At 37.2% G+C, this 14,969-nt stretch carries 14 protein-coding genes and 1 riboswitch; of the genes, 5 read left to right on the top strand and 9 right to left on the bottom strand.

The genetic code is table 11. The features are described 5' to 3' along the window. Positions 1-84: 84 nt before the first annotated feature. The 3 genes from ACSKT4_RS15750 to ACSKT4_RS15740 all read right to left on the bottom strand — a co-directional run bounded on the left by ACSKT4_RS15750 (position 85) and on the right by ACSKT4_RS15740 (position 5,653). Positions 85-1,869, bottom strand: a complete 1,785-nt coding sequence (locus ACSKT4_RS15750; protein WP_186870955.1) for an acyl-CoA dehydrogenase family protein — start codon at positions 1,867-1,869, stop codon at positions 85-87. A 192-nt stretch (positions 1,870-2,061) separates the two neighbouring features. Beyond that, the gene (locus tag ACSKT4_RS15745; RefSeq protein WP_465823666.1) at positions 2,062-3,237 is read right to left on the bottom strand and encodes an acetyl-CoA C-acetyltransferase; all 1,176 of its coding nucleotides are present in this window, start codon (positions 3,235-3,237) and stop codon (positions 2,062-2,064) included. Between the two features lie 16 nt (positions 3,238-3,253). After that, positions 3,254-5,653, bottom strand: a complete 2,400-nt coding sequence (locus ACSKT4_RS15740; RefSeq protein WP_186870957.1) for a 3-hydroxyacyl-CoA dehydrogenase/enoyl-CoA hydratase family protein — start codon at positions 5,651-5,653, stop codon at positions 3,254-3,256. 796 nt (positions 5,654-6,449) lie between these two features. On the opposite strand from ACSKT4_RS15740, the gene ACSKT4_RS15735 reads away from it, so the two are divergent. The 5 genes from ACSKT4_RS15735 to crcB are packed head-to-tail and all read left to right on the top strand — an operon-like array spanning position 6,450 to position 9,216. Continuing rightward, a complete protein-coding gene (locus tag ACSKT4_RS15735) occupies positions 6,450-7,211 on the top strand; it encodes a metal ABC transporter ATP-binding protein (protein WP_211742647.1) in 762 nt (253 codons plus the stop codon). 16 nt (positions 7,212-7,227) lie between these two features. Next, on the top strand, positions 7,228-8,076 hold the full coding sequence (locus ACSKT4_RS15730) for a metal ABC transporter permease (protein ID WP_186870959.1): 849 nt from the start codon (positions 7,228-7,230) through the stop codon (positions 8,074-8,076). Continuing rightward, positions 8,073-8,486 carry a Fur family transcriptional regulator gene (locus ACSKT4_RS15725; protein ID WP_186870960.1) on the top strand — a complete coding sequence of 138 codons (414 nt, stop codon included), beginning with the start codon at positions 8,073-8,075 and terminating at the stop codon, positions 8,484-8,486. Before ACSKT4_RS15730 ends, ACSKT4_RS15725 begins: the two co-directional genes overlap by 4 nt. Further along, on the top strand, positions 8,471-8,851 hold the full coding sequence (locus ACSKT4_RS15720) for a fluoride efflux transporter FluC (protein WP_222619076.1): 381 nt from the start codon (positions 8,471-8,473) through the stop codon (positions 8,849-8,851). The genes ACSKT4_RS15725 and ACSKT4_RS15720 overlap by 16 nt, the downstream gene beginning before the upstream one ends. 8 nt (positions 8,852-8,859) lie before the next feature. Beyond that, positions 8,860-9,216, top strand: coding sequence for a fluoride efflux transporter CrcB (gene crcB / locus ACSKT4_RS15715; RefSeq protein ID WP_186870961.1), 357 nt, complete (start codon positions 8,860-8,862; stop codon positions 9,214-9,216). Here the strand turns inward: crcB and ACSKT4_RS15710 are convergent. The 6 genes from ACSKT4_RS15710 to ACSKT4_RS15685 all read right to left on the bottom strand — a co-directional run bounded on the left by ACSKT4_RS15710 (position 9,199) and on the right by ACSKT4_RS15685 (position 14,650). Next, complete coding sequence (locus ACSKT4_RS15710) at positions 9,199-9,513, bottom strand: DMT family transporter (protein WP_222619077.1); 315 nt, start codon at positions 9,511-9,513, stop codon at positions 9,199-9,201. The two genes, crcB and ACSKT4_RS15710, sit on opposite strands and share 18 nt — an antisense overlap. After that, a complete protein-coding gene (locus ACSKT4_RS15705) occupies positions 9,513-9,854 on the bottom strand; it encodes a DMT family transporter (protein WP_343221484.1) in 342 nt (113 codons plus the stop codon). The genes ACSKT4_RS15710 and ACSKT4_RS15705 overlap by 1 nt, the downstream gene beginning before the upstream one ends. A 103-nt stretch (positions 9,855-9,957) precedes the next feature. Beyond that, positions 9,958-10,047: riboswitch (guanidine-I (ykkC/yxkD leader) on the bottom strand. Positions 10,048-10,067: 20 nt separating this feature from the next. Then, a complete protein-coding gene (locus ACSKT4_RS15700; RefSeq protein ID WP_186870962.1) occupies positions 10,068-11,294 on the bottom strand; it encodes a hypothetical protein in 1,227 nt (408 codons plus the stop codon). Beyond that, positions 11,291-12,502: a hypothetical protein gene (locus tag ACSKT4_RS15695; RefSeq protein WP_186870963.1), complete on the bottom strand. Its 1,212-nt coding sequence runs from the start codon at positions 12,500-12,502 to the stop codon at positions 11,291-11,293. The genes ACSKT4_RS15700 and ACSKT4_RS15695 overlap by 4 nt, the downstream gene beginning before the upstream one ends. Then, positions 12,492-13,709, bottom strand: a complete 1,218-nt coding sequence (locus tag ACSKT4_RS15690; RefSeq protein ID WP_465823665.1) for a DUF58 domain-containing protein — start codon at positions 13,707-13,709, stop codon at positions 12,492-12,494. Before ACSKT4_RS15690 ends, ACSKT4_RS15695 begins: the two co-directional genes overlap by 11 nt. After that, positions 13,706-14,650 carry an AAA family ATPase gene (locus ACSKT4_RS15685; RefSeq protein WP_186870965.1) on the bottom strand — a complete coding sequence of 315 codons (945 nt, stop codon included), beginning with the start codon at positions 14,648-14,650 and terminating at the stop codon, positions 13,706-13,708. The genes ACSKT4_RS15690 and ACSKT4_RS15685 overlap by 4 nt, the downstream gene beginning before the upstream one ends. Positions 14,651-14,969 lie beyond the last annotated feature (319 nt).

The following is a 14,969-nucleotide window of genomic DNA, read 5'->3' as shown; positions in this document are numbered from 1 at the left end:
ACCCCATACTTAATGAAAAGCAACCCCGATATAGGGTTGCTTTTCATTCGGTATTATTTAACTAACGGTTAATCCTAGCGAAATTTACAATGTATATTTTTCAGCTTCAATAATGCTTGCTGCAATTTCACGTTTCTTGGCAATGACATTTGTAGGTGTGTGGCGGGTTAGCTTACGTAAGGATGAAAGCATCATACGTAATGTATCCCCTTCCTCCACCGCAATTAAAGTTTCCTTGGCATCTGCTTCGATACGGTTGAATGCCTCTTGAACATATACTTGAGTATAAAGTAGTTTCTGTTTATTCTTTTCCACTCCAGTAGCATTAATCGCTTTTTCAGTGCGAAGAATTGCGCTCTCCATATTGTACACTTCAGCGACCATATCAGCTAAGTTCACAAGGATTTCTTGTTCTTTTTCGATTTTTTGCATGTATTTTTGTGCAGCTAAACCAGCACCAAGTAAGACGATTTTCTTAGCATTCTTTAATAAATACTTTTCCTGTTCTAATGGTTCTGTACCTGGCTCTTCTGGCATTAGCATCATTAATTCCTCTTGTAAGCTCATCGCTTTTTGGAATAGAGGTAATTCACCTTTCATTGCTTTCTTGAGCAGTGTACCTGGAACAAGTAGGCGGTTGATCTCGTTCGTACCTTCGAAAATTCGGTTGATACGAGAATCACGATAGATACGCTCTACTTCGTATTCCTGCATAAAGCCATATCCACCATGCATTTGGACTGCTTCATCTGCAGCATGGTCTAATAGTTCCGTAGCCGTATATTTGTTCATTGAGCACTCGATTTGATATTCTGCAATTGCACGAGCAATTTCACGACCATCTTTTAATTGTTCTTCTGTTAATGCCCCCATGCGTTGCTCGAACAAGCCAACTGTACGATACACCGCACTTTCGTTAGCATAGATTTCCGAAGCAATCGTTGCCAGTTTTTCTTGTGTAAGTGTGAATTGTGAAATCGGTGTATTAAATTGCTTACGTTGATTTACGTATTGGGTAGCCACCTCTAAAGCACGTTTCGCTCCCCCAACACCACCAATTGCTAGTTTATAACGTCCAACATTCAAGATATTAAATGCGATAATATGACCGCGACCTTTTTCACCAAGGAGGTTCTCTACCGGTACTTCCGCATCCTCTAAAATCAAAGTACGTGTGGAAGATGATTTAATGCCCATTTTCTTCTCTTCTGGTCCAGTAGAGACACCTGGGAATTCCCGTTCAACAATAAATGCAGTAAAATGCTCGCCATCGATTTTCGCATACACAACAAATACATCAGCAAAAGCAGAGTTCGTAATCCACTGTTTTTCTCCATTTAAAATATAGTGGGTCCCTGCTTCGTTTAATGTAGCTGTTGTTTTGGCACCTAATGCGTCAGAACCTGAGCCTGGTTCAGTTAACGCGTAAGCTGCAATCAGTTCCCCTGTCGCAAGTTTTGGTAAATATTTAGCTTTTTGTTGTTCGTTTCCAAAGAACACGATAGGGAGAGAACCAATTCCTACATGTGCTCCGTGCGTGATGGAAAATCCACCTGCTCGTGAAAATTTTTCTGTGATTAAAGAAGAACTGATTTTATCAAGGGCTAGGCCACCATATTCCTCTGGCACATCAGCACCTAGTAGTCCTAATTCCCCTGCTTTTTTCAATAGTTCTACTGAGTGTTCGAATTCGTGGTTTTCTAACTTTTCTACTAGTGGTAATACTTCACCCGCTACGAAGTCTTCTGTTGTTTTGGCAATCATCTTATGTTCGTCTGTGAAATCTTCTGGCGTGATAATGTCCTCGCCAGTTAAGTCTTCAATTAAGAAGGATCCACCTTTAAATAATTTCTCTTTTGTTTCACTCATTTTTAACATCCTCTCTTGGATATAGTTTCTAAATGGAATAAATATTCTTTGCTCTGAACAAAAATTATTAAATATACTTGTTCCATCGAGTGCTTACATACTGCTGGGAGGACTAATGTCTTTCCCTGCAGGAATCGAATCTATGTGAATTAGAAAAATATATTACTACTGCTTTGCCAAAAATCTACCAACCTACAATAATTCAAATACTCCTGCAGCTCCCATTCCGCCACCAATACACATGGTGACTACTCCAAACTGGGTATTGCGACGTTTCATTTCGTAAGCTAGACTTAACGTTAATTTGGTTCCAGTCATGCCTAATGGATGACCTAGGGCAATAGCACCACCATTAACATTTACTATAGATGGATCTAAATTTAGTGCTTGAATCACCCGAACAGATTGGGACGCAAATGCCTCATTTAGTTCGAATAGTCCAACATCTGATAAGCTTAGCCCAGCTATTTCTAAAGCACTTGGAATTGCTTTAACTGGTCCTACCCCCATTATTTCCGGTTCTACACCAGCAACAGCGAAGGATCGGAATTTAACTAAAGGATTTAAGCCTTCCGCTTCTGCCTTTTCCCTATCCATGACAAGTACTGATGCTGCGCCATCACTCATTTGTGAAGAGTTTCCTGCAGTAACGGTGCCCTTCACATGGAATGCTGGACGTAGCTTAGCCAATACTTCAAGTGTTGTATCAGGTCTTACCCCTTCATCCGTATCTAATAAGAAAGATTTCTCTTCTACCTTATTATTTTTTCCAATAAAGCGCTCTGTCACCTCAACTGGAACGATTTCATCCTTAAACTTACCTTCTTCTAGGGCTTTTGCTGCACGCTTATGACTTTCTACCGCAAATGCATCCTGTTCCTCACGAGATATCCCAAAACGATTAGCCACTTCTTCTGCCGTATGCCCCATTCCCATGTAATAACCTGGTGCACTTTCTACTAGACTAGGGTTTGGTTTAATGACATGCCCTGGCATTGGCACTAGACTCATAGATTCCGCTCCACCTGCGATAATCGTATCACTAGCGCCAAGCATGATACGTTCTGACGCATAAGCAATACTTTGTAATCCAGAAGAACAATAACGGTTTATGGTGATACCTGGTACATCGTGCTTTAGCCCAGCAAGCCCTGCAATATTCCGGGCCATGTTCATTCCTTGCTCCGCCTCTGGAATCGCACAGCCAATAATTACATCGTCAATATTTCCGTCATATCCGCCAGCACGCTTCAATGTCTCCTTAATCGTTAATGCTGCTAAATCGTCTGGCCGTGTATCCTTCAATGATCCTTTTTTCGCTTTTCCTACAGGGGTTCTAGCACCTGCTACTATAACTGCCTCTCTCATCCAAACTTCCCCCTATCTAATTCCTTAATGGTTTTCCTTTTAATAGCATGTGTTGCATACGTGCTTGTGTTTTCGGCTCTGCAATTAAGCTCAAGAATGCTTCACGCTCTAAATCAAGCATTACTTGTTCATCAATTAATGTCCCCTCTTTAATCCTTCCACCGGATAAAACATATGCTAACCTTTCAGCAATCTTCACATCATGTTCAGATGCATAGCCACCGAATTGTAATGTTTTAGCCCCTAGTACCATGGCAGCATAACCCGCATCCCCTACAACCGGAATTTTTTCACGTTTAGGTGCCTGGTAGCCGCCATTCGCTAATTCAAGTACACGTTGCTTTGCATCATAGATTAAATGATCTGGATTAACGCTAATTCGATCATTTCGGTCTAAGAAGCCGATTTCCCTCGCTTCATCAGCTGAAGTTGATACTTTTGCCATCGCTACTTTTTCAAACACATCATTGGCAACCTTCGTTAAGTCAAAATCAATACCTTTTGGAAGATTACGAAGCTGCTTTAAGTAAAGTTCCTTCGTTCCTCCTCCACCAGGGATTAACCCGACACCAAACTCCACCAGTCCAATATAGGTTTCTGCTGATGCTTGAAGAGCTGCTGCTGGTAGAGAAATTTCAGCCCCGCCACCAAGCGTCATATTAAATGGTGCTGCGACTACCGGCTTGTTAGAATACTTGATCGTAGTTCCCATGTCCTGGAACATTTTCACAACCATATCCAACTCAAAGAAGTTATCATCTTGTGCTTCCATTAGCATTAAAGCTAAATTAGCACCTACACTAAAGTTCTTTCCTTGGTTCCCAATGACAAGACCTTTATAGTTTTTATTTACTTCTTCAATTGCGTAATTTACCATTTGAATTGTATCAAAGCCAATTGCATTACTTTTCGAATGGAATTCTAGTAAAGCAACACCATCTCCGATATCAATTAAGCTTGCTCCTGAGTTTTTCTTTATGACACCATTAACATCTTTTAAGCGTTTAATGTTAATTTCTTTTGGATTAATTTGTTGTTGTTTATATTCACCTTTTTCAAAGTAATAAACATTTCCATTATCATATTTATAGAAGGAATCATTTCCAGCTTCCAGTAGCTCTAACACCCAATTCGGTACGGTTTCGCCTTCTTCCTTCATACGTTCGACAGAAGATCGTAAACCGATCGCATCCCAAACTTCAAATGGTCCTAATTCCCATCCGAATCCCCACTTCATCGCTTGATCAATTGCGACAATATCATCGGCAATCTCTCCTACGAGCTCAGCGGAGTAAATTAATGACGGCTTTAAAATATTCCAAATCAAGTCACCGGCACGGTCACCTTTTGCGGATACAAGCGCTTTCAATTTGTTGCGAGATCCTTTTGCCTGCTTTGCCAGTTCTACAGCAGGAGTTTTCAATTTCTTACGTTCTTCATATTCCAGTGTTTCAGGATTTAACTCATAAATAACACTTCCATCTTTTGCTTTTTTCTTTAAGAAAAATCCTTGGCCACGCTTAGCTCCTAACCAACCGTTTTCTTGCATCTTTAACATAAATTCTGGAATATCAAATACGTCTTTCTCTGCACCTTCTACTTGCTCATAGACATTACGAGCAACATGTACGAAAGTATCTAATCCTACTACATCTAGTGTTCGGAATGTAGCACTTTTAGGTCGTCCAATTAACGGTCCTGTTATTGAGTCTATTTCACCTACACTATAAGACCCTTTAAGCATTTCTCTCACTGTTACTAACAATCCATACGTTCCAATTCGGTTAGCAATAAAGTTTGGTGTGTCCTTAGCTTCTACGACACCTTTTCCTAATACATCTTCACCAAATTGCTTCATAAAGTGAAGTACTTCTGGATCGGTATATTGGGTAGGAATCACCTCTAGCAACTTTAAATATCTTGGTGGATTAAAGAAGTGTGTACCAAGAAAATGCTTTTGAAAATCTTCTGAACGTCCTTCTACCATTCCTTCTACAGATATTCCGGACGTATTAGAACTAACAATAGAGCCTTTCCTTCGATACTGATCCACCTTTTCAAATACTTGCTTCTTAATATCAAGCCTTTCCACTACTACTTCAATTACCCAATCCACATCGCTTAATTTTTCCATATCATCATCCATGTTGCCGATTTCAATTAGGTCTAAGCTTGATTTGGATGTGATAGGTGATGGTTTTTGTTTTAATAACGCCTGTTTACTTTCAGCTGCTATTCGGTTCCGCACAGACTTATTCTCCAGCGTAAGTCCTTTTTGCTCTTCTTCCTTCGTTAATGCTCTTGGTACTATATCAAGCATTAAAGTTGGAATACCAATATTGGCTAAGTGAGCAGCAATTCCGGACCCCATAACACCTGAGCCTAAGACAGCAGCACGCTTGATTGTTCGCTTCATATTTTGTCCCCCAATCACATTTGAATGAATACTCATTCATTTTATGGTAAAAAATTAAGGACAGTCTCCTATCCATCTATACTAACTATAAAATAAATTCTGATATTTCGCAATAACCAATTCAAGAATTCCATAATTTTTTCTAAGACTTCCCCACATCCTTGACTAGTAATTCGAATAGGTTAGCGGAGTTCGTGGTACATTACAAAAAAGATACAAATTCATTAATCGTAATCATTCCTATTTACAAAATGACATTTGTTACGATATGATATATTTACTACAGGATAAGGTTTTAAATCAGAGCATATTACTATAGTAATTCACACTAGCAAATTAATCTTCTAAATTATTTCAAACATCAATACGCATGCAACTAATGACCAAAACAAAAGACCGATTTAGCTCGTGCTAGAAGGTTTATTTATATGAAAATAAGTATTCGAAGGTTTTATAGTGATAGTTGCAATAATCATAGTCCATTCCTACAGATTAGGAATGGATACGGAATAGTTTACTGAGCAACTCGTATTAGAATGTAAACCCTATAATGTATCGTCAGCATGAGTATTGCCTTCAGAGAGATTTATTAATACACAAGCACTAGTAAGTGGTGTACAATATATCATATTTGAGTAGACCTAGTCGAGTATAGTATGTAAGACTATCCAAAACTATCTTGGTGTTGAGTACTAAACCTATCGAATCGCGAACAAAAAATACTCATAGTAACAAGGATTATTTCCTATTCTATCAGTATTATCATAAAGCAAGTCAATGAAAGGACGCTTAATATATGAGTAATCATTCCATTATTTCATTAAAGAATATTAGTCATTCCTATGAAAAAAGAACCGCCATACTTCAAGATGTCAATTTCGAGCTACCTAAGGGAGCTTTTGTTGGCCTGCTTGGCCCAAATGGTGGAGGAAAGACAACACTTATTAAAATTATACTAGGGATTACAAAGCCTGACCGTGGAACTGTAACCCTGTTTGACAAGCCAATGGAAGAATTTAAAGAATGGAGTAAAATTGGTTTCGTTTCTCAAAAATCCAATTCCTTTAATAAAGGCTTCCCTGCAACGGTATATGAAGTCGTTTCGACAGGACTAACAGGTAAGGTTGGTTACTTTAAATTTTTTAAACAGAAAGATAAAGAAAAAATCTTGGCTGCTATTGAGGCAGTTGGGATGAGTGAATACACTCATCAAAATATCGGGAATTTATCAGGTGGTCAGCAGCAGCGAATTTTCATAGCCCGTGCATTAGTGAGCGAGCCTGAACTACTAATATTAGATGAGCCTACAGTGGGAATCGACTCAGAGAATGTTCAACGCTTCTACGAATTATTACATGAGTTGAATCAAACGAAGGGAATTACATTGCTCCTTGTAACACATGATACCGGGACAATGACTAAGTATGCGACTGATATTGTATGCTTAAATAAGACCCTTCATTTCCATGGTAAGCCAGAAGAATATGCAAACTTAACAGATAAAGAGATGTCAAAACTGTATGGTCACCCGGTGAGTATCGTCTCACACGACCATTAATGTTGGAGGAGAACTAATGATAGCAGATTTAATGACATATGATTTTTTAAGACAAACTTTTTTAACTGGGATTTTGATTGGAATTATTGCACCACTTCTAGGAACCTTCATTGTTGTTAGAAGGCTATCATTGATTGCAGATGCTTTATCCCATGTTACATTATCAGGAATTGCTTTTTCTCTATTTATAGAAAAGAAATTTGCATTTTACATGCTACCACCATTATATGGTGGGTTACTTTTTTCCGTTCTTGGTTCTATTTTCATAGAAAAATTACGCAGTGTCTATAAAGCATATCAAGAAATCGCAATACCAATTATCCTCTCTGGGGGAGTAGGATTAAGTGTAATATTTATTGCATTAGCGGACGGTTTTAATACGGAACTGATGAATTACCTCTTTGGTTCTGCATCAGCTGTTAGTAAATCAGACTTTTTTACGATTTTAATTATTACTGTCTTTGTATTATTTATTATTACAATCTTTTACAAAGAACTATTTACCCTATCCTTTGACGAAGAACATTCTAAGGTTTCTGGAATTCACTCGAAACAAATACATCTATTATTTATAATCTTAACTGCTCTAGTAATTGCTGCTTCCATTCAAATTGTAGGTGTATTATTAGTATCTGCTTTAATGACTTTACCAGTTGCTGCTAGCATGCGCATTGCAAAAGGTTTTAAACAAATGATGTTTTTAGCTATTGCATTTGGTGAATTAGCTGTTATGATAGGATTAATCTCTGGTTATTATTTAAATATCCCACCTGGTGGTACCATTGTTATGGTAGCGATTATAATATTACTATTAAGCATCGCCTATAAACGACTACAAGAATCAAAAATGGGGGCTAAGCAATGAATACCTCGGAAGCAATTGAATTATTAAAGGAAAAAGGCTATAAAACTACTGGAAAAAGAAAAGATATTTTAACCTACTTTGAAAATGCAGATGGCTATCGTACAGCGAAAGAGCTGATTCAGCATTTAGAAGAAACATATGAAGGTATTAGCTTTGATACAATTTATCGTAATCTGCACTTGTATAATGAAGTTGGTATATTAGAAGTAACAGAATTAAATGGTGAGAAGCATTTTCGTATGAAATGTGCTAGTCACCATCATCACCACTTTATTTGCAAGGATTGTGGGAAGACAAAAGAGATTGAAGTATGTCCAATGGATGATGTTAGAAGATCCCTATCTAACTACGAAATTGAAGACCATAAATTTGAGATTTACGGGTTATGCCCAGAATGCCAAACCGTATAAAGCTTTATCTTGCTGTAGGCATTGGTGGCATGCTCGGTGCTTTAGGTAGGTATATGGTTTCAGTGCTATTTACTAGTGCCTATCTATTCCCTTTTGGCACCTTACTGGTCAATTTAATTGGCTGCTTCTTTCTAAGCTATCTACTTCACAATGCATTCATGAAAAGTAGACTGTCAACTATTGTATTCACAGGACTTAGCACTGGATTAATTGGTGCTTTTACCACCTTTTCTACTTTTGCAGTAGAAACAATCCAACTAGTTTATCAAAGCTATTTACTCGCTATTACCTATGTACTATGTAGCGTAGGCGGTGGCTTACTATGTTGTTATATCGGATATCGTGTTGCTCATGTTAAAAGGTAGGAATCTATATGAATATCATGTTTATTTGTTTAGGAGGATTTATAGGTAGCATCCTCCGTTTTTATATTTCTCAGAAACTGAATAAACGATTGATTGGTACCTGGATCGCTAATATTACCGGTTCCATTTTACTAGCGATCACGATTTATTTTTATTCTATTCATGTTTTAACGGAAGCTCTATGGTCATTACTAGGCATAGGCTTTTGTGGTGCCTATACGACCTTCTCAACATTTGGAAATGAAGTCATTCAATTACTACTTTCAAAGAACTACAAAACAGCCGTAGCGTATAGTTTGACTTCCTTACTGATTACTATTTTAGCTGTTTTCATCACACTATTTGTGCTAGGATATCAGCTTTAATCCAACTGCTGCAGTAAGTACCATACAAATAAATAGGATCCGTAAGTAATCCTTTGATTCATGATAAAAAATCATCCCAACTAAAACACTACCAACAGTACCGATACCGGTCCAAACGGCATATGCTGTCCCCATAGAAATCGATTGCATAGCGATAGCTAAAAGGACAAAGCTTAAGGAAAAACCACCAATCAATAACGAAAAACTAGCAACACTTTTCTTCTTATTGACTTGGCTAATCCCGGTAACACCAACTACTTCTCCAACACCTGCAATGACAAGATATATCCATTCCATTATGATTGCTCCCCTTCCTTATCAACTGGCTTTGTGACTACTTTTAAGCCAATAACACCAACTAATAGTAAAGCAATTAATCCTACCTTTATGAGCTGAAAAGGTTCCCCAAATACAACCATTTCAACACATACGGTTCCCGCCGTTCCCATTCCTGTAAATACAGCATAAGTAGTACCGGTCGGTAATTTACTCGATGCGACTACTAGTGCATGCATACTAATGTAAATAGCTATGATTGTTAATCCCCATGTTAACGCTGTATCGGCATGCTTTAAGCCGACAACCCAACCAATCTCAAATATCACACCTAGCCATACTAAATTCCAATACTTATTCACTATTATCATCCCCTTAAGAAAAGCACAAGAATGCTTGTAAGACATCCATTGCTTATTTGTTACTACACCATATAAAAAAAGCCCGGTGAAGATATCATCGATATCCTCCCGGGCTTTTGTCCCTCCGTGTACACTTTCGTGCGTTTTCTCTCGGACCAGACCCTAATTTGGCGGAACCCTAGAAAACTTTCTATTTATATTATGCCATATTTATCATTCTTTTTCTAGTTCATTTTCCTTGTGCGTTTCTAAATACTGCGCAAATTGCTTTAACGTATCTCTTAATTCTTGTTCTTCTTCGGCTGAAGTGTTCAAGTCCCCGTATCGAACCTTTTGGTAAACTTGTAGATCCGCTTCTAGACCTATACGATGAAACCAATTCTCGATGGACTCATGATGTAGCCTTGCAAGGTCTAATTTAGCTGCTTTCTTTTCAAAATCATAAACTAATCTTCTAATTGGGTTACTTGGTTTTTTTGCTTTTCTCCCTTTTCCTTTATTACTACTACTCTTATAACTAGCTAATTCTTCCTCTCTAATTTCAAATCCCAAAGCTTCATCATGCTCCACATCTTTTGCTCTTTCCTTAATTGCTTTATATAAGATAATGACAAAGGCAATGATAATAATTCCCAGCAAGCCAAACATGATAACATCCATACTAATACCTTCACGCTGTTCGAAAACAGGCATTTCCCCCGCTTCTTCTTTTTCAAAACCACCTATTTCAATAGGTTCCATTTCACTAATTCCTTTATTAAAGAAAGCACTTAATCCAAGGAATTCAAAAAAGCGAGCTATCCCCCCTACCAATATAGTTAATACATTACCTAATCCACTCCATAGACTTGCTGTCATCGTTGTCACAAAGTCTGATAGCATATAAACAGCTCCAATTACGATAGCAAAAAAACTTCCCCATTTAAACCACTCTGAACGATTTATTGCTCTTCGTTTTTCCATTTCGATAACGAATAAATGACTTAGAATATAGCCTAATAGAACAATAGCAATCTGGACAATAAGGAAATTAATTACTTCAAAATTACGTGTAATAAATAATCCAAGCAAGCTAAGCAAAATGGTCGCTCCGACGTAAGTTGCTTCATTTCCAATAAATGCATTACTTCGAATGGCAATATACCGCCATACGAATAATCCTGAAAATATGATACTTAATAGTAAGGGATAACCAACGAAGTAAAATAGTAGGAGTAGAAATGGTAATGAAATCAAATATGGTGCATAATTTGTTATATATTTAGAGATGAAAGAATACACCAAGGCAGCCCCTATAGTAATTCCTAGATAGCTCCACATCGAAACATTCTCATAATAAGAGTAAGAGAATGGTAATAAAACTAAATATATGATGATTGCCTCACTCATAAAATGGTATGCATAGGTTACATAAAACTGTTTTAAGTGCAATGTTGTCATCTCCGTAACGATTTTTTATCAAATAGAACATCTTCCACCATCTTTAATTGCTTCTTTAATATCTGTTGGTCCTCTTCATTTACTTGCTGGTTTCCATAGCGAACCCGTTGATATATATTAAAATTAGCATCTATCCCGACACGATGAAACCAATCCTCAACGGTCTCGTACGGTTCTCTACCCTTGTTATATTTAACAGCTTTTTTTTCAAATTGTAAGACCATCTTCCTAATAGGATTATCAGGTAACGGTTTTTTTCGATTAAATAACGATATTCGAATGCTTTCTTCTTGTGATTCCTCTCGATGGATTTGAATCGGACTTTGTGGTTTTCTAAGGTCAACTAGCGATTTTTCTAAACGCTTCTTCACTTGATTCTTTAATATCATCACTATAACTAACACGAGGACAATAATTAATAGTAACCCGACTGCTAAAACAACTAACCCTGTAATTTCTTCTATTACATTATACTCTGGCAGCCTGTTTTCAAATTCCGCATTAAGTTTGGCTTCTTCTGATGACTGCTCTGGCCATCCTCGCTTTTCCACTTGCCAAAAGCTTAGTAAGTTAGAGAAACCAAGAATCGTACCTCCCACTAAGTTTATTATGCCAGTCCAGATTGCAACTGTCATATAGCGAAGAGCAGGATATGCAACAAAAGATAACACTGCACCACCAGCTAGTAGACAAAGAAAGTAGAACGGTATTTTTCGATCTATATCCTTTCTATCATTTTTTCCAACATGTACCAAATGACTAGAAATATACCCCAAAAACAACAAAACAAATTGTAAAAATGGATATATCATCATTTCACTGTCATGAACAAATATACTTACATAAATAGTAGCAATCACAGTCAATAATATATATAGCGACTCTCTCTTTACTACTTGTTGCATTCTAATAAATACATAACTCCATACAAGTAAAACACTAAAGAAAATACTAATCAAGAATGGGTAGTCTAATAGATAAAATGCGATAAAAACAATAGGTACCATCAGAAAATAAATAACCCTATTTGCTTTCTTCCATGTAAGAAGCGTAAAAAGTAGGCAGATTAACGTGATAATCCCTAAATAACTCCAATATGGAACAAAAAAATACCGATGATAAAGTACTGGCAAGAAAATCATAAAGATGAGTATCGCTTCACACATAAAGTGATAAGCATAGGCAATAAGTGGGTGGTTATGTTGCATTTTTGATTGCCTCCCTTGCCACTGGCCGAATAGCAGCGCCTCCTTCTCCTGCTACTACCTGATAGATACTATTTTGCACTTGTTTCCATGAACTCATCATTTCCATGGAACCACCTATAAGGTCACCGATGAAAATGATGGTCTTCGGCTTTATAAATTGTTTTCCAACCTGAAACATCATTTTATTAAATGGTAAGATAGGAGCCTGCTTATGTATTCGCGCTAACATCTCTAAGGCATACATATAGTGTGTTTTTCCTTCTCCTTCATGTAAGTGAACATATGGAATCTTACCAGGCTTTCTAGCGTTAATATAAATTTCAAATGGGATACGCATTTTTGTCGCATATTCACTTAAATACGCTGTATAGGATAATAGATTTTCTAAATTTTTATTAAAACTCACCATATTTTTATCGTTTTCCGTACTTAGGTTAACAATAAATACAAACGTCCGATCCACTACCTTTTCATAAATATTTGTCTGCATTTTTTGCGTTTTTACAGTAGCTTTCCAATTTATTTTGTGAAATGGGTCACTGTAACTATAATCACGTGTTCCTAATGGACTTTGTACATCCTCATATGGAGAATAATTTAATCTGCTATCTCCAGGCATCATATGAAATACGGCGTTTATCCCATTGACTGGAAGTAATTTCGGATACACTATAAATTCCGTCTGATAAAAATCATAATAACGTAATCGAAGTCTACTGAAATTGAGCAAGTGTGGAAAATCATATGTAATATTTTTTACTCTAGCTACACCTCGTTGCTCTGCTCGAATAGGAAACTCTAATACGGTTTTCTTCTTCTGAAGAATGGAAAGTGGTAGTTGTAACTCTTTCCAATAATCCTCATCTTTTTTCGCTATCGTATATGCTTTAATAGCTGATCCAATTTGAAAAGAAAATTCCCCATTGATAAGTGGAAACATAGATCTATTCTCTATCTCAAATGTAAAGCTTTCTTCTTCTCCAGGGAATAGCTTAATCGTTCTTGTATTATTCTTTAAGTTTAAACTTCTTACAATGCTTTTATCATAAATCTTATAACCTATTAAATAAGCTGCAAAAATACCAACAGCAATAAACACTACTGCAGAACGGAAGATAACACCGATAATAAAGAACACCAATATGGCTAGAAGAATATACTCAAAGCTTCGGGAATCCCCTGTTCCCGCTTCCTTCCTCCATCTCATTGTGAAACTGCCCCTTCTTCAACTGGTACTGGAACTGCTTCTAATATTTCTTTTACTACTTGTTCTGCAGTCTTTTTAATGGAGCCTTCCATTGTTAATATTAGACGATGTTCAAATACATATGGGATAAGCGTCTTAATATCATTAGGTGTTACATATTCTCTTCCTTGCAAATAAGCACGAGCTTGGCTTGCACGCATCAACGCAAGCATTCCACGCGGAGAAATTCCCAACTCCACTTCATGATGATTTCTAGAAGCATGCACTAAATCTAGTAAATAATCATTTACTACTTCTGAAATCATGATTTGTTTAATTTCTTGTTGGATCGTGCGGATTTCTTCTAGTGATAATACAGCATGAATAGCGTCATATGGGTCGTTTGTACGATAGGTGGACAAGATTTCCTTTTCTTCCTCTTTTGTTGGATATCCTATGTCTACTTTAAATAGAAAGCGGTCCAACTGTGCTTCTGGTAACGGAAATGTTCCATAGTTACTTTCTACCGGGTTCTGCGTAGCGATTACGATAAATGGAGGTTCAATTTTTATTGTTTCACCATCAATAGTAGATTGGTACTCTTCCATTACCTCTAATAAACTAGATTGGGTTTTCGGAGTAGCGCGGTTAATCTCATCGGCGAGTAATACGTTAGATACTACGGGTCCTACCCGTAATTCAAATTCTTGTGTTTTTGGGTTGAAGAAGCGAATACCCGTAACATCACTTGGTAATACATCTGGAGTAAACTGGACACGACTAAACTGACCATCCATTACCTTTGCAAAGCTTTTCGCAAGCTTCGTTTTACCTGTTCCAGGAACACTTTCTAATAAAACATGCCCCCCAGCAAATAAAGCAGTAAATAACAGATCTACCACATCTTCTTTACCATAGATAACACGATTTAATGTTTCTTTTGCTGAATTTATATTCTCCATTCTCTAAATCCCCCTAAAAATTATAATTATTAGATAATTAATGTTATTATAACATCTTTTACTAATTTTTTACATGATAGTTGGGAATATTCCAATCCTTTTATAGATAAAGTTACTCAGAGTTTCCCCATTTAACTTGTTACTACGAAAGATTGGTCCTATAACAGTAGATAAATTTCGCGCGAGATAGGGGGAAAATCGCGCGACTTGGAAAAATTTCGCGCGACAGAAGTAGTAACTCGCGCGTCCCGGAAGAAAAATCGCGCGATAGAAGCAAGCTCGCGCGAAAAATAAGAGTGCCCGTGCGAAATAGTAGCAA

The organism is Ornithinibacillus liuyingii (genome assembly GCF_055550225.1).
The sequence above is the reverse complement of the archived record's forward strand: the minus strand, read 5'-3'. Positions and strand labels throughout refer to the sequence as shown.